This window comes from Sinorhizobium sp. CCBAU 05631 (assembly GCF_002288505.1).
Lineage (GTDB): Bacteria > Pseudomonadota > Alphaproteobacteria > Rhizobiales > Rhizobiaceae > Sinorhizobium > Sinorhizobium fredii_C.
In genome coordinates this window covers 1081095-1104142 of the sequence record NZ_CP023064.1, presented here as the reverse complement: position 1 = coordinate 1104142, position 23048 = coordinate 1081095, and the positions used below count along the sequence as shown (strand labels likewise).

Here is a 23048-nt window from a genome sequence, read left to right as displayed (position 1 = left end):
GCCTACTCCGCCGCTGCCAGTGCCAGGTTCTCGAGCGCGATGGAGAGCGCGCCATTGTCATTCCTGACCGGTATGGTGCGCACCGCGCCTTCGTCGGCGCCGAGCGCCTTGCCGGTCTCCAGCGAAATCACCCAGTTGTGCAGCGGGCAGGTGACCGCGTTGCCATGGACGATGCCCTGGCTCAGCGGGCCGCCCTTGTGCGGGCAGTGATCCTCGATCGCAAAGACCTCGTTCTCGGCGGTCCGGAAGACAGCGATCTTGCCGATCGGCGTCTTGACGCAACGGGCGCCGCGAAGCGGAATGTCGCTGATGTCGCCAATAGCTATCCAGTTCATTGTCCTCACCTCATTCCGCTGCCTGGTTGAACCCGACCGTCGCCATCGGCCGGAACTCGTGCTTGTCCTTGCCGGAGACCCGTTCCGACCAGGGATCGACCTGTGCAAATTTCTGGCTGAAGACAAAGCGGTCGTAGTAGCCCTTGCGCTTCTCCGCTTCGTCCATGATCTGCCGGCGGATTTCGTCGAGGCCGATGCGCTTTGCCCACTTGTAGATGCGCTCCAGGTAACGGGCCTGTTCGCGGTACATCTGCGTCAGCGCGACGATATGCTCGAGCGCCTCGTCTTCGGTCTTGACGAGCCCCAGAACCTCGGTGCCCTTGATGTCGAGACCGGCGGCACCGGCAAAGTGGATTTCGAAGCCGGAGTCGACGCAGATGACTCCGATGTCCTTGCAGGTCGCCTCGGCGCAGTTGCGCGGGCAGCCGGAGACAGCCATCTTCAGCTTGGCCGGTGTCCACGAGCCCCACATGAACTTTTCGATGCGGATCCCGAGGCCGGTCGAATCCTGGGTGCCGAAGCGACACCATTGCGAGCCGACGCAGGTCTTCACCGTGCGCAAGCCCTTGGCATAGGCCTGGCCGGAGACGAAGCCCGCCTTGCCGAGATCGGCCCAGACGGCCGGCAGGTCCTCCTTCTCGATGCCCAGCAGGTCGATGCGCTGGCCGCCGGTGACCTTGACCAGCGGGACATTGAACTTGTCGACTACATCGGCGATGGCGCGCAGTTCGTTGGAGCTGGTGACGCCGCCCCACATGCGCGGCACGACCGAATAGGTGCCGTCCTTCTGGATATTAGCGTGGACGCGCTCATTGATGAAACGCGACTGGTAGTCGTCGGCATATTCGTCCGGCCAATCGCAGACGAGGTAGTAGTTGAGGGCCGGCCGACATTTGGCGCAGCCGCAGGATGTCTTCCACTCGAGCTCCTGCATGACGGCCGGAATGGTCTTCAACCCCTTCGCCTTGATCAGCCGGCGCACGTCGTCATGGCCGAGCTCGGTGCAGTTGCACATCGGCTGCACGGCGGCCGGGTTGTAGCTCTCGCCAAGCGTGAGCGACATCAACTGCTCGACAAGTCCGGTGCAGGAGCCGCAGGAGGCGGATGCCTTGGTGTGGGCGCGAACCTCGTCGAGCGAGGTCAGGCCCTTGCCGGTGATCGTCGAAACGATCTTGCCCTTGCACACGCCGTTGCAGCCGCAGATTTCCGCATCATCCGGCAAGGCTGCAACGGCCGCCGTAGGGTCCAGAGGGGCTCCTCCCTGGTAGGCCTGGCCGAAGATCAATGTGTCGCGCATTTCGGTGATATCGGTGCCGCGCTTCAACAGGTCGTTGAACCAGGCGCCGTCCGCGGTGTCGCCATAGAGAACCGAACCGATGATGCGGTTCTCCTTGAGCACCAGCCGCTTGTAGATGCCGGCGGTGGCATCGCGAAGCACGATCTCCTCGCGCCCATCGCCATCGGCGAAATCGCCGACGGAATAGAGATTGATGCCGGTCACCTTGAGCTTGGTCGGCGTGTCCGAGTGGACGAAGGCGGCCTTGCGGTCCCCGGCGAGGTGGGAGGCGGCAACCCGCGCCATCTCATAGAGCGGCGCCACGAGGCCGTAAACCATTCCACCGACTTCGGCGCACTCGCCGAGCGCCATGATGTCGCCGTCGGAAGTCTGCATACCGGCGTCGACGACGATGCCGCGGTTGACCGCAAGCCCCGCATCCTTGGCGAGGCCAGCATTCGGCCGGATGCCGACGGCCATCACGACCAGCGTTGCCGGAATGATCCGGCCGTCCTCGAGCTCGATGCCCTCGACCCTGGTTTCGCCGATGATCCGCTTGGTGTTCGCCTTGGTCAGGACCTTGATGCCGCGCTCTTCGACCGCCTTCTGCAAGAGATAGCCGGCGGCCGGATCGAGCTGGCGTTCCATCAGCGTCGGCATGACGTGGAGGACGGTGACCTCCATACCGCGGGCCTTGAGGCCGGCGGCCGCTTCGAGGCCGAGCAGACCGCCGCCGATGACCACCGCCTTCTCGCGCGACTGGGCGGCGAGCAGCATCGCCTGCACGTCATCGAGGTCGCGATAGGTGATGACGCCTTGCAGGTCTTTTCCCGGTACTGGAATGATGAAGGGCACCGAACCGGTGGCGATCACCAACTTGTCGTAGCTTTCGGTGACGCCGTGATCCGACGTCACGGTCTTGGCGGAACGGTCGATCGCGACGATCTTGTGACCCTTGTAAAGTGTGATGCCGTGCTTGATGTACCATCCGTCGCCATGGATGATGATCTCTTCGTAGTCCTTCTCGCCGGACAGTACCGGCGAGAGCATGATGCGGTCGTAATTGACACGCGGCTCGGCGTTGAAGATCGTCACTTGATAGCGCCCGGGCGCCTTTTCGAAGAGCTCTTCCAGCATCCGGCCCGGCGCCATGCCGTTGCCGATGATGACGAGTTTTTCAAGGGTGCTTTCAGCCATTGGGTAATTACTCCGCAGCTTCGACGAAGTGGCGTCGCTCGGCGAGAGAGAGCACGACTTCGCGACAGTTCAGGTGGGTTCGATTGAGGATCGGATGGATGGCCAAAACCCGGTCCCGCAGATAGGCGCGGTTTGACGCGCCCGTTGCGGCTGTCTTCGGGGGACTGCGGCGGAGTGGCCCGCCCATCGAGGTCCTGGTCATGTGCACGTTTCCTCAAAATTTGCCGGCCGGTCCGGGACCGGCACAAAAAAAAGCCGCTTGGACATTTGCGCTCCGGGACCTGTAAGAAATCCCTTGGAGGCAAAGCCTTGCGACGTCGGTGTCTTTGACGGGCGCTGGCGGCGCCCGAGCTCGCTTTCAATCGCCGTTGACTAAAGCAATTTTACAAAAGCAAACGTCGTGCCAGTTTCGGATTATTCGCTTACCTCATTGAATTCGCAATGGAATTCTAGCGCGGCAGGTCTGCCCAATAAATAAACACGGTGTGTTGTGATTAATTTTTGTGCGATGCGGCATTCAAAGGAAGCCCCTGCCGTTGAAACGAGCAGCTTATCGCTCAGACGTCGTCGAGCGAGGCGGGGGGAAGCCCCGCCGCCTTCACTGGGAAGCTCTCGATATATTCCCCGATCCGCTTGGGGTCGAAGACGTGTCCATCCATGAAGCCGTCGCCGGGCATTGCGCCTTCGAGGACAATATCGGTCTCCGCCGGCGGGGCCGCTTGTCCGAGCGCGCGGCGGTAGAGGTCGGGCCGGTAGGCGGAAACGCTCGCCTCCAGCCCCTCGGGGGACAAGGCCGCCTGTCCCCAGCGGACCATTTGGCTGTAGGTCCAGAGCGCCTGGCTCGGGCGGGGGAAATTGGCCGAGCCGGCGTGGAAGACGAAATAGTCGTCGACCACCCGCTGGTTGCCTTCGGGATCGATGGTGAATTGACCGGCCAGCACCCGTCGCAGGATATCGACGGGGGCGGCGACGTAGCGCTGCGCGGAAAGGACCTCTGCAAGAGCCGCGCGGTTCTCCGCCGCGTCGCACCAGCGGGCGGCGGCATCGAGCGCGACGAGCAGTCGCGAAACGGTCTCTGGATTGGCCTCGGCCCAGTCGGGCCGCATGCCGATCACCTTTTCCGGCGCCGACGGCCATATGTCCTGCTTGGTCGCAACGATGCGGCCGACGCCGCGTTCCGAGGCCACCATGTTCCAGGGAGCGCCGACGCAAAAGCCGTCGATCGCCCCGGCCGCCAGCGCGTCGGATGTCATCGGCGGCGGTACGACGACGAGCTTGACGTCGCGGTCCGGATCGACGCCGCCTGCGGCAAGCCAATAGCGGAACTCGTAATTATGCGAGGAAAACGGATAAGTGACGCCAAGCGTCAGCGGCGGACGACCGGCGGCCCGGTCGCGACGGATCACCGCCGCCAGGGCTTGCGCATTGGCCAGAGCGTTGTCGCTCGCGTCGAGTTCGCCCTCCCTCCTCATCTCGGCATAGAGCCGCGTCGACAGGGTGATCGCATTGCCGCCGCGCCCGAGCGAGAAGGGCGTGATCGTCGGCGACGGGTTGGAGCCGAGTCCGAGCATCGCCGCGACCGGCATGGGCGAGAGCATATGCGCGACGTCGAACTGACGAAAGGCCAGCCGGTCGCGCATATTCGCCCAGGAGACATCCTTCACCAGATCGAGGGTGATGCCTTGCTTTTGCGCGAAGCCGAACTCGGCTGCGGCGATCAGCACGGCCGCATCGACTAGCGGAATGAAGCCGGCGCGCACGGTGCGCGGCCCTTCGGCTGCCACGATGGACGGAACGGGCAGGGCCTCGCCGGCGGCGAGCTTGCTCGCCTTGGACTCGTCGAAATTCGTCAATGCATTCACTCCGGTCTCTCCCGACGCGCTGCTCGCTTCGCGTGGCGTCCGTCCCTCATCGGATCAGCAATCCGGCGGCGGTCACCACGCTCTGCGCGATTTCCGAGATCTTCTTCTTCTCGTTCATCGCGGTCTGGCGAAGCAGCGTGAAGGCCTCCTCCTCGGAAAGCCCTCGCATTTTCATGAGAATGCCCTTGGCTCGTTCGACGAGTTTGCGCTCCTCGAGCGCCGATTTCGCCTCGGCCAGTTCGCGCTGCAGCCGGCTGAAGGCGTTGAAGCGGCTGACGGCCATGTCGAGGATCGGCTTGACCCGTTCCTTTCTCAGCCCGTCGATCACGTAGGCCGAGACGCCGGCCTCGACCGCGGCCTCGATCGAGGCCGTATCGGAGCGGTCGACGAACATGGCGATCGGCCGGCCGACGGTGCGCGTCAGCTGGAAGAGGTGTTCCATCATGTCCCGGTTGGGATTCTCGATATCGATGACGATCACATCGGGCTGCAGCGTCTCGATGATCCGCGCCACCCCATGGACTTCATGGATGACCGTAACATTGCGGTGGCCCGCTTCGCGCAGACCTTCCTCGATGATCGAGGCGCGAATGGCGTTCTCGTCAATGACTAGGATGGTCAGATCTCGATGCGACATGCTGCATCATGATGCAGTGCAGCAACTTTCGCAATAGGTCTGTGCCTAAATAATTTGCGGATTGTCGAATTGCTCAAATTTGGGGCTAAATGCCCCATCATGCACACCTGGCTGCGCAAAAAATGGGCCGTAACTTCCATCTTTGATGGTGGGCGGGGGCGGCGGGCAACCGCGTCGTTTCGCTGGGTCCCGACTCCCGACCTACATCTAAGATTGGCGGGCACAGCCGCGCCGACCTCAATTGGAACTTTTCGCAGACCCGACCGGTTGTACGTTGCAGCCGTCAGCAAGGCTGACGGCTGCAGAGCATGGGAAATGTTGCTATGCAAGCTGTCCTGTTCGTTACGGTTTTGGCTTTACCGCTGGCGGCCGGTCTGTTGCTCATCTGGCTGGGACCGCTCTGGGCCGCGGAGCGCCATTCCGGTGACGGCCGCTATTGGACGGTGCCGAAGCTCGAGAAGACGAACGCTTCGCGCTAGCTGGTGCTGCCGCTGGCGGGCTGCCGCCGTTGATGGCTCATCATCGGGTCCGCCTATGACCCGCACGTCAGCATTTATTACATTCGTTCATGGGGCCAGGTCTCTAAGGCCTGGACAAAATGGGTGAGCCACATATTCGTCTGATGGCCGTCGAGCGCCCGGTGGTCGATGGTCAGCGACACATAGGCCATCGGCCGCACCTGGATCGTGTCGACGCCGTCGATCTCGCGCACAACGACCCGCTTCTCGAGTTTTCCAATCCCGAGGATCGCCGATTGCGGCTGGTTGATGATGATCGGTGTCGCAAGCAAGGAGCCCGATACGCCATGGTTCGAAATGGTGAAGGTGCCACCCCTAACGTCGTCGGGGCCGAGGGCGTTTGCCCGTGCCCGGGCAGTTAGGTCCTGCAGCTTCGCCGCAATCCCGGCGAAGGGGAGATCCTGGGCCTGGTGGATCACCGGCACGATCAGTCCCTTGTCGCCGAGCGCGGTTCCGACGCCGATATTGATCTCGTCGAAAACTTCGAGCGCATCCTCGTGCCAGCGGCTGTTGACTTCGGGGACGGCGCGCATCGCCGCCACGCAGGCGGAAACGATATAGGCGGTATAGGAGAGAGTGATGCCCTCCGCCGCCAGCTTCGCCTTATGCGCGTTCCGGTGGCGCATGACCGCCGAGAAATCGGCTTCGAAGACGGCGGTCACGTGCGGCGCGGTGGTCACCGACGAGAGCATATGTGCGGCGATCGAGCTGCGCATGCCGCTGTGCGCTATCTTTCGCGAACGCAGCAAGGTGCCCTTCTCCGCCGGTTCCATCCGCGGTGGCGGTTGGGTGGGCCTCGCCTCGGGCACCGGAGCGCGGCCTTCCGGCCTTTGCGCGAAGGCCCTGTCCATGTCCGTGCGCGTGACGCGGCCGTCCCGGCCGGTGCCGGCAATGGTCGTCGGATCGATCCCGTATTCCTCGGCCGCGTGGCGTACGGCGGGAGAGAAATGCGGTGCCCCCGCATCGCCGGGCGTCCTCGAGGCCGACCCCTGGGGCGGCACCGCGGCCTGCTCACGACCGAGTGTTTCGCTGCCGATCCGGCCGAGAACGGCGCCGGGCATGGCTTGGGCGCCATTCTCCATGAGGATTTCCGTGAGAATGCCATCGGCCGGGGCGGGGACTTCCTGGGTCACCTTGTCGGTTTCGAGCTCGACCAGCGGGTCGCCCGACTTCACGCTTTCGCCGATTTTCTTGAGCCAGTTGCGGACTACGGCCTTCGTCCCCTCCTGCTCGATGGGGGCGTTGATGTCGATGAGGTCGCCCATGCTCAATACTCCAGCAGGTCGGTGATTTTCCGGCGGATCCGTTCCGTCGAGGGGACCGCCCAGTCGAGCAGGACCGGATTATGGGGACTTGGAATATCCGGCATGGTGAGCCGCGAGACCGGAGCGTCGAGATCGATGAAGGCTTCGTCGGCGACGGCCGCGGCGATTTCGGCACCGAAACCGGCAGTGCCGAGATCCTCGTGAACGATCAGGCAGCGGCGGGTGCGGCGGACCGAGGAAAGCACCGCGTCGCGGTCCCAGGGCATCAATGTCCTGAGGTCGATGACGTCGGCGGAAATCCCCTCTGCCGCCTCCTCGCAGCGGTGCACCATCGCGCCCCAGGTGACGATCGTGACGTCTTTGCCTTGGCGCGTGAACTTCGCCTTGCCGAAGGGCAGGGCGAAGGCGTCGCCTGGATAGGGGCGGCGCGCCCAGGCATGGTCCAGCATAGCGCGGTGCTCGAAGAAGATCACCGGGTCGTTGCCGCGCAACGACGTTCTGAGGAGCCCGACGGCATCCTCGGCGTTGGAGGGAACGGCGACCTTCCAGCCCGGCTGGTGGACGAAGGCGACCTCGTTCGTCTGGCTGTGCCACGGGTCGCCACATTTGAAGAAGCCGCCCGGCATGCGCAGGACGATCGGGGCGGCGAAGCGGTTGTTCGTGCGCCAGCGGACCGTGCCGCAATCATTGATCTGTTCCATCGCCGGTTCCGCATATTTGCGGAACTGGATTTCGGGAACGGGCACGAGGCCGGCGAGCGCCATTCCGACGGCGCGGCCGACGATGCCTTCCTCCGACAGCGAGGTGTCGAACACGCGGGCCGCGCCGTATTTCTCCTGCAATCCGAGGGTCACGGCATGGACGCCGCCCTTGGGGCCGATATCCTCGCCGAACAGGATGACCTTGTCATTGATCGACATTTCGAGGTCGAGCGTCCGCCGGATTGCGGTCACCATGTTGATCCGCTGGCCGTCGCCCGTCGGCGTGTCGGTCGCTGCGGGTGGTTGGTAACCGCTACAGTGCTGGCCGCCCATCGCCTGCATCTCGCCCTCGAAGAAGACATTGCGGGTCAGCGTTGCGGGATCGGCGACCGGCCGCGACTCGGCCTCCAGGCGTGCCTGTTCGGCCGCCGCCCTGGCAGCGCCGGCGACCTCTTCCCATTCCCTTTCGCTCAAGACGGCAGGAACCAGATAGTCCTTCAGCCGCGGCAACGGATCCCGCGCCCATTCGCTTCTGACGAGCTCTTCGCTCTTGTAGGCCTGCGTGTCCTGGAAGCTGTGCCCCTCGAGGCGGGGCACCCGCAGGCGCAGCAGGACGGGCCGGCGTTCGTCGCGAACGAGGTCCACGGCGCCTCCGGTGAGCCGCGCGGCCTCCTCCGGATCAGAGCCGTCGCCATCGAGAATGGTGAGGTTTTTCCAGGCCGCGAGATTGGCGGCGATGTTGCCCTCGGGTGTCTGCAAGGTCGAGGGGACCGAAATGCCGAAGCCGTTGTCTTCGATATAGAAGAGCATCGGCAGGCCCTGTGTCGTGGCGACCGTCAGCGCCGACCAGAAGCCGTTGGAGGCGACCGAAGCGTCGCCGCCGAGGACGACGGCGATGTCGCGGTCGTAATCCCGGTTTTTGAGGTGCTTGCTGAAATAGGCGATCGCCTGCGCCCATCCGGCCGTCGGGGTGTACTGCGATCCGACGCCGCCGCACATCGGCAGCGCCGAGGCGCCGTTCGGATTGGGATAGTTGAAGACGACGCCGATGTCGCGGCCGTCGGAATAGCCGCCGGCGCGCGCCATGGCCGAGCCGAGCGCGTCGGCCGGATCGACGCCGAGCGACAGCAGCAGTGGGCGGGAACGGTAATAGCCACAGGCCGCGTCGTGCTTACCCGTGAGCTTCAGCCCCAAGAGGATCTGCGCCATGTCATGGCCGCGGGCCGAGAACTGATAGAGGACCTTCTTCTCGGGGACGAGGCGCTTCTCCTCCATCTCGTCGAGTTCGCGGGACAGAAGCGTCAGATGCACCACCCGCTTCCAGTCGATGCTCTCGTCCGGTGCGTTCCGACGGTGCGGTTTGAGTGCAGCCTGTCCCATTGCCTTATCTCCTCCAGGTTCCTCACTGGAAGAGTAGCTCGCCTCGGGCGCAAATCGGTTTCAATCTTGCAGGATTTTCGATATCGATTGATGAACCTGTTTCATTTTCGAAAGAATTATGATGAGCGCGTTCAATCTCGATACGGTCGACCGAAAGATCCTGAGAATCCTCCAGGAACAGGCCGATATCAGCCACGCTGCGTTGGCCGAGGCGGTCGGCGCCTCGCCGGCCTCCTGCTGGCGGCGGATCAAGGCCCTCGACACCGCCGGCGTGCTCGGAAAGGCCGTTCGGCTCGTCAATCCGGATATGGTCGGTCGCGGGCTGAACGTCTTCTGCCATGTGCGGATGAAATCGCACGACCTTGTCGCCCGCCGCAGCTTCGAACGCTTCGTCGAGAGCCACGAGGAAGTGCTGGAGTGCTACTCGATGTCGGGCGAGTGGGATTATCTGTTGCGCGTCGTTGTGGCAGACGTTGCCGATTACGAGCGCTTGCTGATGCACGGCATCCTGACGCATGACGCGGTGGCGAACTCGTCGTCGCATTTCGCCCTGAAGAGCGTGAAATATTCGACCGCCGTTCCGGTGTGACGGCCTCGGCTGTTCAGACGCAAAGACTAAGCGGCCTGTGTTTCGAGCAGGGCAAGGCGCCTTTCCGTCTCCTCGGTGACGTCGGGAAGCGGACCGGACCCGCTGACGAAGGTCTGCCCGATATGGGCGTCGGCTAAGGGCGACAGGAGCCGGTAAAGCGCGGCGAATAGGCGGCGCGCCTCCATGCCGGGCCAATCCTCAGGCAAAGCGGCAGAAGGCAGGCGGGGGTCATGCAGCAGGACGGTGCGGAACCGGTGGATCAGAAGCAGCCGCATCGTTAGCGCCGCGGCCGGCGCTAGGCTCTGCGCAAGAAGGACCACCGGTGCGAACTGGTCGATGAATCGGCGATAGGCGGCAGCGTGCGGTGCGAGGTCCCAATAGGTCTGGACAAAGGCGGCGAGCGCCTTCGAATCGGGCGAGTCGGCGCGCAGCACCAGGGCGTCGGCCGATCCCGGCCTCTCTCTCGCAGGCCCGATGGCGAGGCGCGGGTCTAGCCGTGCGTAGCCGGCGCGCTCGAGGGCCTGCATCCTTTCCTCGGCCCGGGCGCCGCTCAGATGCACCAGTTGCCAGCTTTCCGCCTGCGCGCTGCCGAAAATGATCCGTGCCGCGGCAGCGAAGTCGCTGCCGGCTGCTTTCGAAAGGCGATAGTAGCTGCGCCGTCCTTCTCTCTCGCCGAGCAACTGCCCGGCCGCGACCAGCCGCGAGACGGCGGTTCGCACCAGCGTTTCGCTGATGCCGACCGCGGCGCAGGTGTCGATCAGATTGCCGATCCAAACGACGCCGCCGCGGGGCTCCACGACGTCTCCATAGATCGTCACGATGAAGCCGGCGGCCTTCAGGGGCGTCTCGGCGAGAATGTTCTCGACAAGTTCCGCTATGCGACCGTCTGCCTCGCCTTCTGCCATTATTCGACTCGCGCCTTCTCTCACAGCCCGATCACATTCCATGGGCTGTGGCAGAACACAATGGAGAAGCCATGGAGGCGAGCTATTCGCTCAGCCAAAGCGCACTGACGTTCAGACATCCGCGATTTCGGTGGACGGCGGCAGCCGGCTCAGCCTCGTCGTCCAGAGACTGGTTGCGTTGAAATTCCAGTCTCGCGGAGCCGCACGTCTTTCCGCCGGCATCCGTTGCAGCGCTTCAAGAAGCTCGAGTGCATCGATGCGCTTCTGGTCGACATAGTTGGCGCGCAGCATCACCGCATCGGTTCCGGACGCAAAGCCCGCGCGGGCAAAGATCGCGGCCCAGCTCCGTTCCTTGTAGAACAGGCTTGCCGCCGCATCGGCGGTGCGCGCCGCATCCGAGTGCGATAACAGATTCTGCTCCGTGAGGTGGCGCAGCGTCGCACGCAGATTGACGAGCGGCACCGTAAGCGGCGCATAGCCGAGTTCCCGTGGTGCATGCAGCAGTGCCACGTCCGAGTCGTCCACCGTCTCGCCGTCGATATACTGACGAAAAACGGCACCGATCCCGACCATGCCGAAGGGGGCGCATTCGGCCGCCCGCAGGGCGCCCATGCTGGCGGCGCCGAGGACTGCGACACCCTGAGAGAGGGCGAAGAGTATTTCCTTGTGCCAGACGGGAGCGACATATTCGAAATTGCCGTCGATCAGGCCGATGGCCGTGGCCCCCTCGTTGACGACGCGGACGAGATCGCCCTGCGTGGCGGGCGGCCGGACGGCCAGTGCGTCGCCGGCAATTCTGGCCGCATCGGGGACGGTCGGGCCGACGAATAGGATTTTCATGCAGCAGTCCAAAGCGCTGCAGCAGCCGTTGCGCGCCTGATAGGACGCGCGGCGCTGCAGGTCTTAGCTGTGCAAGGGTTCGGCATGGCGGGCCGCCGACGGCACGGCCGACTGTTCCGCCTCGCCGGAATTTGCCATGGCGGCGACGAGGGCGATGATCTTCTTCCGCAAGACCGGATCGGCGATCTTCAGGAATGCCCTGTTAAGCGCGATCCCCTCCTTGGAGGCGACAAAGGAAGAGATTTCGTGCGACTCATGCACATCGGCCGCAGTTTCTCGCGCCTCTGGCTTCTCGTCCTGCTGGAAGAAGAAGCTCGGATGCACGCCGAGAATATCCGCGATCGCCTGCAACCGGCTCGCGCCGATGCGGTTCGTGCCCTTCTCGTATTTCTGCACCTGCTGGAATGTGATCCCGAGGCCGTCGGCGAGTTTTTCCTGGCTCATTCCGACCATCAATCTGCGCATTCTGACCCGCGAACCAACGAAGGTATCGATCGGATTTGGATTCTTCTTCATTAAACGATTCTCCTCGCGATCTCTCACCACAGTTATATGTAAGTCTGCTCGCATAAGCGAGCGGATGCAATCACTGCGCGCTAAATTCTATGGTTGAAACGGCGCTTTTGCGGCAAGGAGGAGTATTGGCCGCGTGTCGCTGCGAAATGAATCGCTACCCTGCAAGGCCGGACGCTGCCGAGGCAAGGGCGGCGAAGCCGAAAGCGATGAGGAGAAATCCGGAAAGACGCGAGGTCCAGGCGGAAAAACCGTCGGGCAGCCGGGTCTTGGCGAGGGCGACGCCGCCGCTCAGGAGGAACCACCAGCCTAGCGATCCGAGGAAGACACCGGCGACCAGGATCGCGGCGCTCCCTCCATCGCCGACGGCGGCAAGCCCGAGGCCCGCAAAGATCGCCGCGAAGGTCAGGATCGTGGTCGGGTTCGCCATCGTCAGCAGGAAGGTCGCGGTGGTGGTGTGCAGCAGATCGCGTGCACCGATCTCGGCCGCCGCCGCCATCGGCCGCGGCGTCAATCCTCGCCAGCCGAGCCAGAGCATGAAGACACCGCCGAAGACGCCGAGCGGCACCGAAAGCGTCGCGAGAAACGTCGCAAAGGCCGCAAAGCCGGCAGCCGCCATCATCGCATAGGTTGCATCGGCCAGCGCCGTGCCGAGACCGCCGGCGACGCCGGCCCAGAAGCCGCGCTCGAGCGTACGGCTGATGCACAGCGCGCCGATCGGGCCGAGCGGTGCGGCAATGGCAAGGCCGAGGAGCAGCCCCTTCGCGAAGAGGAACAGGGTCATGATCTCACTCGCTTCGCCTCGTCGCCCGCGGGCAAAGTGACCGGACGTTCCGTGGCGGTGGAGAGCGCCAGGACAGTCTCGCTGCGGGCGAGATAGCGGCGCGCCTTCAGTTCCGCTAGAAACGGTTCGATGTCGCCGAGCGTCGGCATGCGCACCTTGGCGCAGTAGGACCAGGCGCCGGTCACGTGATGGCACTCGGCAACCGCCGGGTGGGAGGCGATGAAGCTGCGAAACTCGCTCTCGTCGGCATCGGTCGCCAGCGCGATCCAGACGAAGGCAAGCACGTCGAAGCCGAGGATCCGGTGATCGACCTCGAGCGTGAAGCGGCGGATGACGCCGCTCGTCACCAGGCGGCGGATGCGTTCGTTGACCGCCGAGGGCGAAAGGTCCACCGCGGCGCCGATGTCCGTCAGCGAGGCACGAGCGTCGTTGGCTAGGATTCCAATGATTTTTTTGTCTGTAATGTCCATTACAGAAAAATACATTGCAAGGCAGCTAATGTACAGAGAATATTTAAGGTGCTCCCCGCGGCAGATCGATGTCCTTCAGAGCATCGAGCGGCCCGGTCAGTGCCGTCCTCGGCGGCACGAGCACCGGCTCCACCAGATGGATGCGCGCCGCCGCCCGGGGTTGTTCGATCACCTCGAAGGCCTTGGCGATCATTCCTTCAACATCCTGCCGGATCATGATGACGGGAAAAGGGAGAAACGAGGCGAAAGGGTCGTAGTCGTAACAGCCGACGACGAGGTCGGTGAAATTGTTATGCGGATGCTCGGCCATGAAGCGCAATAGGCCTTCGAAGTTGATCGACGAATTGACGAAGAGGCCGCGCGGCAGCTTGCCGTGCCGGGCGTAGAAGGCGTCGAAGGCCTTTCGCGCATTGTTCGCGGCATAGCCGGTCGGCTGGATGCATTCGTCCGGATCGTCGCCGAGGAGTTCCTTTTTCACGGCGCGGAAGCCGCGGATCCGCTCATGGCTCGCATGGTCGTTGCGGCCGCCGAAAAGGTAGAGATCGCGCGGCTGGAGCGGCCGGTCGGCGGGAAAGTGGCGGATAATCGCCTCGGTCAGCAGCCGGCCGCCTTCGAAATTGTCGCTGATGACGGACGGGACCTTCGTGCCCGGCAGGTCGATATTGATGTGCTTCAGGCCGGCCGCTTCGCAGACCTCGTGAACCCCGTCCGGATCCGTCGCGCCGCAGATGAACAATTCGTCGATCGAATAGGAGATCAGCGTCTCGGCGGTCTTGCGCTCCTCCTCCGGGTCGCGGCTGGCGCTGACGACGATCGGGCACTGGCCCTTGCTGCGCACATGCGCCTCGAAGGTCTGGGCGAGCGAGGAGAAGTAACGGTTGTCGTGCACCGGCAGGAGCAACCCGACGAGGCCCGAGCGCGAGCTGCGCAAACCGCGCGCCTGGCGGTTGGCGGTATACTGGTGGGTCTCGGCGAGGCTGCGAATGAGCTCGGCGGTGCTTTCCTTGATGCGCCGCTTGCGCCAGGTGCCGTTCAGCACGGCGCTCACCGTCGAAGGCGAGCTGCCCGAGAGCACCGAGAGATCGTAGATCGTCGCCTTCTTCTTGCCGCTGTTCGCCATCTGAGCCCCCTCGAATCTCTTAGAGCCGATTTCCGCTTGACGAAAGATTAAGTCTGCAGGATAGTCTCTGCACCATCGATTGTGCAAACAAGAAATATCGATTGCGCACGGCGTGGGTCGCCTGAGGAGGCGACGGTCAGCGGCGGGAAACTCGCTTCTCGTCAAGGAGGATTGAAACTGGAGGCCGGCGCGCAAGCGCCCGGGAGAGTTCCCGTTGCGGGAACCTGTGGAGGAGAGACATGATCAAGACATTTCTTGCTGCCGCTCTGGCGGCTTCGCTTTCGCTCGCCGGTGCCTTTTCCGTCGCGGCGCAGGATGCGCCGAAGGTCGGCGTAGTCGTCAAGATCGGCGGCATTCCGTGGTTCAACGCCATGGAAATGGGCATCAAGGAGCGCGGCCAGAAGCTCGGCCTCGACGCCTTCATGGTCGGTCCGACGAGCGCCGACCCGGCCCTGCAGGTTCGCGCCATCGAGGATCTGATCGCCCAGGGCGTCAAAGTCATCGGCGTCGTGCCTAACGATGCCAAGGTGCTGGAGCCGGTCCTCACCAAGGCGAAGGAGAAGGGCATCATCGTCATCACCCACGAATCGCCGAACCAGAAGGGGGCCGACTGGGACTTCGAGCTTGCCTCGTCCCAGGGCTTCGGCGAGGCGCACGGCAAGCTGCTGGCTGAGAAGATGGGCGGCAAGGGCGAGTATGCGGTCTTCGTCGGCTCGCTGACCGTGCCGCTGCACAATGCCTGGGCTGATGCGGCGATCGCCTATATCAAGAAGAACTACCCGGAGATGACCCTGGTCGGCGAGCGCTACGGCGTTGCCGAGGATGTCGACAAGAGCCGCTCGACGGCGCTTGACCTGATCTCCGCTCATCCGAACCTCAAAGGCTTCCTCGCCTTCGGCAGCCAGGGCCCGATCGGCGCCGGCCGTGCGATCGAGGAACGCCGCAAAGTGGGCGAGATCTTCGTTCTCGGGCCCTTCTCGCCCGGACAGGGCCAGAAGCTGGTGAAGTCCGACGCGATCTCCGGCGGCTTCATGTGGAATCCGAAGCAGGCGGGCGAAGTCTTCGTGACGATGGCCGATAAGTTGCTCAAGGGCGAGGAGATCAAGGACGGCGACGAGATCGAAGGCCTGGGCGTCGTCCATCCGGACTTCCAGAACCGCAACATCATCGTCGACCAGCTGGTACCGATCAACAAGGACACCGTCGCCGACCTCGCCGCGATGGGTCTCTGACGGTGTTTCCAGGCGGGATGCGCGCCGTGCATCCCGCCCTACAGCACCGTGCATCCTACGAGACGCGTAAAGGTCGCTGTAGCACTTTGAATTGCTGCATGTCTTTTTCCTTAAATCGGGATCGATCCAAGGAGACATGCAATCGGGTTCTCCCGGCTGCTGGGCCGGCTCCGGCCGGCCTGGCAAGTCTCGTGAAACGAAGTTCGACAGGCGCAGGGTCCATGCATCAGGCAACGAGCGCGACGGTCGGTGAAAAGCCGCTTCTGTCCCTTCGCAACATCAACATGACCTTCGGCGGCGTCAAGGCGCTGAAGAATGTAAGGTTCGAGGTCCGCCCCGGCGAAGTGCATTGTCTCGCAGGCGAGAACGGCTGCGGCAAGAGCACGCTCATCAAGGTGATCACCGGCGTCTACCGCCCGGCGGACGGCGCTGTCATCGAATATGACGGCGAGACCTATTCGCACATGTCGCCGGTTACCGCCCAGGACCGCGGCATCAAGGTCATCTGGCAGGACCTGGCGCTGTTTCCGGAAATGAGCGTCGCCGAGAATATCGCCTTCCACGAAGTGGTCGGCCGCCGGCCGCGCCTGGTCGACTACGGCCGCATGCGGCAGATCGCCACCGACGCGCTCGCTCGGCTCGGCGTCAGTCTCGACGTCGACATGCCGCTGAAGGAATATGCAATCGCCCAGCGCCAGATCGTGGCGATCGCCCGGGCACTGATCGGCGAGGCGAAGCTCGTCTTCATGGACGAGCCGACCGCATCGCTGACCCAGTCGGAGACCGATCACCTCCTCGATATCGTTCGCAACCTCTCTGCTTCCGGTGTCGCCGTCGTCTTCGTCAGCCACCGGCTCGCCGAGGTGCTGGAGATTTCAAGCCGCATCACGGTGCTGCGCGACGGGGCGCTGGTCGGGGTCTATCCCGCCGCCGGCATGACGCAGTCGCGCATCACCGAACTGATGACCGGCAAGATCTTCGACCAGCATGTCCGCGCACGCGCGAAGGACGATCAGCCGGTGGTGCTTGATGTTTGGGGGCTGACCCGGCCCGGCCAGTTCGAGGACATTTCGCTCACAGTCCGGCGCGGCGAAACGGTCGGCATTACCGGGCTGCTGGGGGCCGGGCGGACCGAGCTGGCGCTCGCCCTCTTCGGCATGCTGAGGCCCGTCTCCGGCACGATCAGCATCGAGGGGCGGGACGTTCGCTTCACCTCGAACCGCGATGCGATCAAGGCTGGCGTCGCCTATCTCTCGGAGGACCGGCTGTCGCTCGGGCTCATCCAGCCGCAGGCGATCGCCGACAATCTGGTGATCGCCTCGTTGCGAAAGATCCTTTCCGGCGGGCTGCTTTCCGAGGACCGCAAGCGCAGCCTCGTTTCGCGCTGGATCGCCGATCTTGGCGTCAAGATCGGCCGCCAGGCCGATGCAATATCGACGCTCTCGGGCGGCAACCAGCAGCGTGTGGCGATCGCCAAATGGCTCGCCACGGATCCGAAGATCCTCATTCTCGACTGCCCCACGGTTGGTGTCGATGTCGGCGCCCGCGCCGGCATCTTCGACATCGTGGCCAGCCTCGCCGAGAGCGGCCTAGGAATCATCCTGATCTCCGACGAGGTGCCGGAAGTCTATTTCAACGCCGACCGCGTCCTGCATATGGCGCAGGGGCGGATCGTCGGCAGCTATGATCCGCGCCAGGCGCGGCTGGAAGACATCGAGGCGGCCGTCTATGCGTAGCCTGATCCGCACTCACGCGACCGAATTCTCGCTGCTGGCAGTGATCATCGTCATCAGCACCGTGCTTTCCTTTGCCACGGCGAACTTCTTCTCGCTCGGCAACGCCTTCGACCTCCTCAATATCAGCGCGGTCAACATCATCTTCGCCGTCGGCCTGCTGGTCGTGCTGATTGCCGGCGGCATCGACATCTCCTTTGCCGTCTCCGCTTCGGTCGTGCAATATTGCACCGCGATCGTGCTCGGCTGGATCGGCGGCGGAGGCTGGGTCTCCGGGCTTCTGATCGCCGCCTCGTTCGGCGTGCTGCTCGGCTGCGTCAACGCCTTCCTGATCCACCGCTTCCGGATCATCTCAATCGTCGCGACGATCTCCACGTTCAACATCTATTTCGGGCTGCTGATGTTCTTCACCCGGGGCGTGTCGATCTACGACCTGCCCGACTGGCTGACCGACCGTGTCATCCTCTTCGAACATGAAATGCCGGACGGGACCTGGATCGAGATCACGCTGCCGGTTCTCGTGATGGTGATCTGTGTCATAGCCACCTGGATGCTGATCACCCGCACCACGATCGGCCGGCAGCTCTACGCCTTCGGCGACAACCCGGAGGGCGCGCGCCGCTTCGGCATCAACATAGGCGCGATGCAGTTCATCGCCTTCGGCTGGCTCGGCCTGATGGCCGGCATCGGCGGGCTGATCCAGGCGCATTATGCCCAGGAGGTGGTGCCGAACGCGCTTTACGGCCGCGAACTCGACGTGCTTGCTGCGGTCGTCCTCGGCGGCGCTCGCCTCGGCGGCGGCAAGGGTTCGGTGCTCGGCTGCGTGCTCGGCGTTCTCCTGATCTCCATCACCCAGAACGGCCTCAACCTGATGGGCGTCTCACCCTTTGCCTTCAAGATGATCGTCGGCGCCATCATCCTGCTCGCCATCACGCTTTCCAATACGCGCATCGAACGTCTGGTGCCCTTCGTCGGCCAGAAGGGAGGGGGACGATGACCACAATCCTCGAGCACGTCAAAACGGCCCTCGGGCCGGAGATGGCCGGACCGGGCCTCGCCTTCGTCGCCGTCGTCCTTGTCTTCGGACTTGCCTCGCCGCAGTTCCTGAGTGCCGCAACCTTCGGCTCCGTCGCTTTCCAACTGCCCGAACTCGGCCTGCTGACGCTTGCCATGCTGCTGCCGATCCTCACAGGCGGCCTCAATCTGGCGATCACCTTCACGGCGAATATCGCCGGGCTTACGGTCGCCTGGGTCCTCAGGGAGAATGGCGGCGTCGATGCTGGCGTCGGCATCTTCATCGTCGGCTGTCTGCTGGCGCTTCTGGTCGGCGCGGCAAGCGGCGTCGTCATGGGGCTGGTGATCGCCTTCACCCGCGCCCATCCGATCCTCGTGTCGCTGTCGATGATGATTTTCCTGCGCGGGCTCGGCGAGTTCCTGACGCGTGGCGGCGACATTTCCGGGTTCCCCGCCTTCATGGGACCGATTGGCCATGGTTCGATCGCCGGCATCCCCGTGCCGCTCATCGTCTTCATTGTCTGCGTGCTCGGCTGGCACGTGCTGCTCGGCCGCACCAAGCTCGGCTTCAATACCTACATGATCGGCTCCAATCTCGAAGCGACCCGCTATTCCGGCATCAATACGCGCAAGGCGATCGTCCTCGTCTACACGCTCTCCGGGATGATGTGCGCCATTGCCGGCATCATCATGCTGGCACGGTTCAATTCGGTGCGCATCGGTCACGGCGAGTCCTACCTGCTGATCACCGTGCTTGCCTGCTTCCTCGGCGGCGTCAATCCGTTCGGCGGCTTCGGCCGGGTCATTCCCGTCTTCGTGGCGCTGGTGGTGCTGCAGCTTCTATCGTCCGGCCTCAATCTCATAGGGGCCAACCAGCATCTTGCGACCGCCGTCTGGGGAATCCTGCTCGTCGGCGTGATGATCCTTCGCTGGGTCGCTTCGAAAATCAGGGTTTCCATCATCAAAAGAGGATCATGACCATGCAGGGATTTGGCGTCCATACGAGCATGTGGACCATGAACTGGGACCGTCCGGGTGCGGAGCGGGCGGTGGCAGCCGCCGTCAAATACGAGGTCGATTTCATCGAGATCCCGATGCTGAACCCGCCGGCCGTCGATACGGAACATACCCGTGCGCTGCTCGAGAAAAACCGGCTGCGGGCGCTCTGCTCGCTCGGCCTGCCCGAGCGCGCCTGGGCCTCGGTGCGGCCGGATGCGGCGATCGAGCATCTGAAGGTTGCGATCGACAAGACCGCGGAGCTCGGCGGCGAGGCGCTTTCCGGAGTCATCTATGGCGGCATCGGCGAGCGCACAGGCGTGCCGCCGACGCTCGCGGAATACGACAATATCGCCCGGGTGCTCGAGGCCGCCGCCAAGCACGCCAAGTCGCGCGGCATCGAAATCGGCGTCGAGGCCGTCAACCGCTATGAGAACCACCTGATCAATACCGGCTGGCAGGCAGTGAAGATGATCGAGCGCGTCGGTGCCGACAACATTTTCGTCCATCTCGACACCTACCACATGAACATCGAGGAGAAGGGCGTCGGCAAGGGCATTCTCGATGCACGCGAGCATCTGAAATATATTCACCTGTCGGAGAGCGACCGCGGCACGCCCGGCTACGGCACCTGCGGCTGGGATGAAATCTTCTCGACGCTTGCCGCCATCGGCTTCACGGGCGGTCTCGCCATGGAGAGCTTCATCAACATGCCGCCGGAAGTGGCCTACGGCCTTGCGGTCTGGCGGCCGGTCGCCAAGGATGAGGAGGAAGTGATGGGCAATGGCCTGCCCTTCCTTCGCAACAAGGCCAGGCAATATGGGCTGATCTGAAGTGGAGGCACCGGTGAGCGATCGAGGAAGTGCAACGGCGATGACCGCCGTCCTCGACGTCGGCAAGACCAATGTCAAGCTCGGCGCCGCCCAGGCGGACGGCACGATCGTCGAGACCCTCAGCGTCCCAAACCCCGTTCTGCCCGGACCGCCCTGGCGCCATCACGATCTGAATGCCTTAAGCGATTGGATCTTCGAGACGCTGGCGATCCTCTCGCGCCGCCATGCCTTCGGCGCGTTCGTGACCTCGGGGCATGGCTCCGGCGGGGTGCTGACCGGCGCGGATCCGGATGCCGGCGACGGCGCAGCACTTCCGATGGTCGACTATGAGCAGCCATTGCCGGTCGACATCCGCGACGGCTATGCACCGCTCGCCGGCAGCTTCCTCGACCGCGGCAGTGCGACCATGCATGGCGCGACGCACCAGGCCCGCCAGCTCTATTGGATGGAGCAGCGGGAGCCGGGCGGGTTCGGGAAAGCGCGTTGGTATCTCGGCCTGCCGCAATATTGGGCCTGGCGGCTTTGCGGTGTCGCCGCCTCGGAAGCGAGTTTCCTCGGCGCCCAGTCGCATCTCTGGAATGTCGCGGAAGGGCGCTGGGCGCCGATCGTCAGCACCCGCGGCTGGCAGCGCCTGATGCCGCCCTTCGCCAAGGCTTGGCAGGCGCTGGGGCCCCTCCGTTCCGAACTTGCCCGCCGCTTCGATCTGCCGGAAGGACTGCCCGTGCTGACGGGCGGCCATGACAGCAGCCTCAATCACTATCGCTACCACGCCGCGGGGCTGCGGGATTTCACGGTCATCTCGACGGGGACCTGGATCGTCGGGTTTTCCGGTTCGACGCCGGTCGAGCGGCTCGACGAACATCGCGGCATGACCTTGAACAGCGATGTTTTCGGCAATCCGCTCGGCGGCATTCTGACCATGGGAGGGCGGGAATTCTCGCAGATCGCCGGCAGCGATCCGCCGGCCGAGCCTGTGCCGCCCGAAACCGTTGCACGTCTGATAGCGCAGCGCACCTTCGCCGTTCCCTCCTTCGGAGAGGGGGATGGCATTTTTCCCGGCAGCGCCGGACGCGGCCAAATCCTGGGTCCGCCGGTCGCGGAGCCGATGGAACGCAAGGCCCTGGCGCTCCTTTGTTGCGCGCTGTTGACTGCGGAGTGCATCGACATGCTTTCAGATGATCGCCTCGTCGTCCTCGATGGAAGTTTTCTGCGCGATCCGCTCTATGCGGGGCTCGTGGCATCCTTGCTTCCCGACCGCAAGGTGCGCATCAACCTCGATGCCTATGGCGTCGCCGCCGGTGCGGCGCTGCTTGCCGGCCAGGAGTGGCGCCGGCATCCGGCGCCACTTGCCCTCGGGGAGCCGACAAATCTCAAGCAACTCACACCCGAGCTCATATGTTACGCCGCCGATTGGCGGGCCCTTGCCTGCGCAGCGCCGGGCAAGCGAAATGAAGTCGAACACGCGAAAGGAAGCTTCCATGGCTGAAGACCCGACGACCGACAAGCTGGCACTGAGGCGCGAGATGGTGGACATCTGCCGGCGGATGAATTCGAGCGGCATCAACCAGGGAACGGCCGGCAATCTTTCCGTTCGTGCCGGCGAGGGGTTCCTGATCACCCCATCTTCCATGCCTTACGAGACGATGCAGCCGGAAGATCTGGTCGAGATGGATTTCGATGGAACCTATGTCGGCCATAGGCCGTCGTCCGAATGGCGGTTCCATCGTGATATTCTGCGCGCCCGCACCGATATCAACGTCGTGCTCCATTGTCACTCGATCTATGCAACGACGCTCGCCTGCCACCACAAGACCATTCCGAGTTTTCATTACATGACGGGCATTGCCGGCGGCACGACGATCCGCTGCGCCGAATACGCGACCTTCGGCACGCAGGCGCTTTCCGACAACGCGCTTGCCGCACTCAAGGACCGGACCGCCTGCCTGCTTGGCCAGCATGGCCAGATTTCGCTCGGCAAGACGCTCGAATTGGCGCTCTGGCTTGCGATCGAAGTCGAGACGCTGTCGCGGATCTATGTCCAGGCTCTCACCCTTGGCGAACCGCCGATCCTGCCTGACGACGAGATGGAGCGCGTCATCGCCCAGATGCAGCGCATGAGCTACGGCCAGGCGCCGGATGCGGACGGGGTGAACGACATCGCCCGCCCGCGCGGCGAGGCGTGAATTCTTTCGATCAATCGTAGAGACACCCGACAAGGCGGCAGCCAGTTCACTCGACTCCTTCGGGGGACCCGCCTCTGCCAAGTATCAAATTATCAATTGCACAATGTGTGTGAAGGGCGTCATCGCCCATTTGCCGCTGTCATCCTTCGTCGTTCTGTAGATGATGAAGTCTCGACCGACGGTGAACTTTCCGTGCATGGTGATTTCATTGCCGGTTGAGAGAACTGCTCGAAGTTCGTTTGCATGACGCAGCTCGATTTGATCACTGATCAAATCGGCCAGGACTTGATTTAAAATTTCCGGTTTCTCAGACATCCGAAGCCCCAACTGTTGCCGCAGGCAGGCTGATGATGGGGCCATATTCCGACACGGTAGGCAAGGGCCACCAGCGATCTCTCGGATATCGGCTGCGCGAACGGACTCATGTCCCAAATTGCGCAGCGGTTTGGGTAATGACATGCATAAAGCGCATCGCGTGCAGTAAGCAACGCGTGCTTTAGTTATCCGGAACGATTGCCGGTCTGACGGGTGGGGGCTCCTGAACGCCCGGATCGAGTGCGAGAATACTGACCACAAGAGCGATGAGGATGCAGATAAGCACGAGGAAGGCCATGCCTGCTTTGTCGGTGCGCTTGGGCATGTCCTATATGGAATGGCGAATGTGA

The 23048-nt window shown here is 63.5% G+C and carries 23 protein-coding genes; 9 read left to right on the top strand and 14 right to left on the bottom strand.

All coding sequences use genetic code 11. The annotated features are described in order from the left end of the window. Nucleotides 1–2 precede the first annotated feature (2 nt). From nirD to SS05631_RS24575, 5 genes are all read right to left on the bottom strand, one after another. Nucleotides 3–335, bottom strand: a complete 333-nt coding sequence (gene nirD, locus SS05631_RS24595; RefSeq protein WP_037416566.1) for a nitrite reductase small subunit NirD — start codon at nt 333–335, stop codon at nt 3–5. Nucleotides 336–345: 10 nt separating this feature from the next. After that, nucleotides 346–2808, bottom strand: a complete 2463-nt coding sequence (gene nirB, locus SS05631_RS24590) for a nitrite reductase large subunit NirB (RefSeq protein WP_037416569.1) — start codon at nt 2806–2808, stop codon at nt 346–348. A 7-nt stretch (nt 2809–2815) separates the two neighbouring features. Further along, nucleotides 2816–3010, bottom strand: a complete 195-nt coding sequence (locus SS05631_RS24585; protein ID WP_037416572.1) for a hypothetical protein — start codon at nt 3008–3010, stop codon at nt 2816–2818. Between the two features lie 355 nt (nt 3011–3365). After that, a complete protein-coding gene (locus SS05631_RS24580; RefSeq protein WP_244412130.1) occupies nt 3366–4610 on the bottom strand; it encodes a CmpA/NrtA family ABC transporter substrate-binding protein in 1245 nt (414 codons plus the stop codon). A 106-nt stretch (nt 4611–4716) separates the two neighbouring features. Continuing rightward, complete coding sequence (locus SS05631_RS24575; RefSeq protein ID WP_037416578.1) at nt 4717–5307, bottom strand: ANTAR domain-containing response regulator; 591 nt, start codon at nt 5305–5307, stop codon at nt 4717–4719. Nucleotides 5308–5630: 323 nt separating this feature from the next. Here SS05631_RS24575 and SS05631_RS31155 point away from each other — a divergent pair, with 323 nt between their 5' ends. Continuing rightward, entirely contained in the window at nt 5631–5786 is a 156-nt protein-coding gene (locus SS05631_RS31155) for a hypothetical protein (RefSeq protein ID WP_157213159.1), read from the top strand. A 77-nt stretch (nt 5787–5863) separates the two neighbouring features. Here SS05631_RS31155 and SS05631_RS24570 read toward each other — a convergent pair whose 3' ends face one another. Together SS05631_RS24570 and SS05631_RS24565 are read right to left on the bottom strand one after the other, a co-directional pair. Continuing rightward, complete coding sequence (locus SS05631_RS24570) at nt 5864–7090, bottom strand: 2-oxo acid dehydrogenase subunit E2 (protein WP_037416617.1); 1227 nt, start codon at nt 7088–7090, stop codon at nt 5864–5866. Nucleotides 7091–7092: 2 nt separating this feature from the next. Next, nucleotides 7093–9171, bottom strand: a complete 2079-nt coding sequence (locus tag SS05631_RS24565) for a transketolase C-terminal domain-containing protein (protein ID WP_037416619.1) — start codon at nt 9169–9171, stop codon at nt 7093–7095. Between the two features lie 118 nt (nt 9172–9289). Between SS05631_RS24565 and SS05631_RS24560 the strand changes: the two genes are divergently transcribed. Further along, nucleotides 9290–9760, top strand: a complete 471-nt coding sequence (locus SS05631_RS24560; protein WP_037416622.1) for an Lrp/AsnC family transcriptional regulator — start codon at nt 9290–9292, stop codon at nt 9758–9760. A 26-nt stretch (nt 9761–9786) separates the two neighbouring features. On the opposite strand, the gene paaX is transcribed toward SS05631_RS24560, so the two are convergent. From paaX to SS05631_RS24530, 6 genes are all read right to left on the bottom strand, one after another. Then, nucleotides 9787–10665, bottom strand: a complete 879-nt coding sequence (paaX, locus tag SS05631_RS24555) for a phenylacetic acid degradation operon negative regulatory protein PaaX (protein ID WP_037416625.1) — start codon at nt 10663–10665, stop codon at nt 9787–9789. 111 nt (nt 10666–10776) lie between these two features. Next, nucleotides 10777–11505, bottom strand: a complete 729-nt coding sequence (locus SS05631_RS24550; RefSeq protein ID WP_037416628.1) for a TfuA-like protein — start codon at nt 11503–11505, stop codon at nt 10777–10779. 63 nt (nt 11506–11568) lie between these two features. Beyond that, nucleotides 11569–12021, bottom strand: coding sequence for a helix-turn-helix transcriptional regulator (locus SS05631_RS24545; RefSeq protein WP_037416631.1), 453 nt, complete (start codon nt 12019–12021; stop codon nt 11569–11571). A gap of 154 nt (nt 12022–12175) precedes the next feature. Further along, a complete protein-coding gene (locus SS05631_RS24540) occupies nt 12176–12802 on the bottom strand; it encodes a LysE family transporter (protein ID WP_037416639.1) in 627 nt (208 codons plus the stop codon). After that, entirely contained in the window at nt 12799–13272 is a 474-nt protein-coding gene (locus tag SS05631_RS24535; RefSeq protein ID WP_037384241.1) for an Lrp/AsnC family transcriptional regulator, read from the bottom strand. The genes SS05631_RS24540 and SS05631_RS24535 overlap by 4 nt, the downstream gene beginning before the upstream one ends. A 43-nt stretch (nt 13273–13315) precedes the next feature. Then, nucleotides 13316–14392 carry a LacI family DNA-binding transcriptional regulator gene (locus tag SS05631_RS24530; protein ID WP_037416642.1) on the bottom strand — a complete coding sequence of 359 codons (1077 nt, stop codon included), beginning with the start codon at nt 14390–14392 and terminating at the stop codon, nt 13316–13318. Between the two features lie 239 nt (nt 14393–14631). On the opposite strand from SS05631_RS24530, the gene SS05631_RS24525 reads away from it, so the two are divergent. The 7 genes from SS05631_RS24525 (at nt 14632) to SS05631_RS24490 (ending at nt 22383) form a co-directional block, all read left to right on the top strand. Continuing rightward, nucleotides 14632–15624: an autoinducer 2 ABC transporter substrate-binding protein gene (locus SS05631_RS24525; protein WP_083853938.1), complete on the top strand. Its 993-nt coding sequence runs from the start codon at nt 14632–14634 to the stop codon at nt 15622–15624. Nucleotides 15625–15845: 221 nt separating this feature from the next. Further along, the gene (locus SS05631_RS24515; RefSeq protein WP_037416645.1) at nt 15846–17360 is read left to right on the top strand and encodes a sugar ABC transporter ATP-binding protein; all 1515 of its coding nucleotides are present in this window, start codon (nt 15846–15848) and stop codon (nt 17358–17360) included. Beyond that, nucleotides 17353–18354 carry an ABC transporter permease gene (locus tag SS05631_RS24510; RefSeq protein ID WP_037416647.1) on the top strand — a complete coding sequence of 334 codons (1002 nt, stop codon included), beginning with the start codon at nt 17353–17355 and terminating at the stop codon, nt 18352–18354. Before SS05631_RS24515 ends, SS05631_RS24510 begins: the two co-directional genes overlap by 8 nt. Beyond that, the gene (locus tag SS05631_RS24505; protein WP_037416650.1) at nt 18351–19349 is read left to right on the top strand and encodes an ABC transporter permease; all 999 of its coding nucleotides are present in this window, start codon (nt 18351–18353) and stop codon (nt 19347–19349) included. The genes SS05631_RS24510 and SS05631_RS24505 overlap by 4 nt, the downstream gene beginning before the upstream one ends. A 2-nt stretch (nt 19350–19351) precedes the next feature. Further along, on the top strand, nt 19352–20200 hold the full coding sequence (locus SS05631_RS24500; RefSeq protein ID WP_037416713.1) for a sugar phosphate isomerase/epimerase: 849 nt from the start codon (nt 19352–19354) through the stop codon (nt 20198–20200). A gap of 13 nt (nt 20201–20213) precedes the next feature. Continuing rightward, entirely contained in the window at nt 20214–21686 is a 1473-nt protein-coding gene (locus SS05631_RS24495) for an FGGY family carbohydrate kinase (protein ID WP_244412132.1), read from the top strand. Continuing rightward, entirely contained in the window at nt 21679–22383 is a 705-nt protein-coding gene (locus SS05631_RS24490; protein WP_037416656.1) for a class II aldolase/adducin family protein, read from the top strand. Before SS05631_RS24495 ends, SS05631_RS24490 begins: the two co-directional genes overlap by 8 nt. 84 nt (nt 22384–22467) lie before the next feature. On the opposite strand, the gene SS05631_RS24485 is transcribed toward SS05631_RS24490, so the two are convergent. Beyond that, the gene (locus tag SS05631_RS24485; RefSeq protein ID WP_037416716.1) at nt 22468–22698 is read right to left on the bottom strand and encodes a hypothetical protein; all 231 of its coding nucleotides are present in this window, start codon (nt 22696–22698) and stop codon (nt 22468–22470) included. Nucleotides 22699–23048 lie beyond the last annotated feature (350 nt).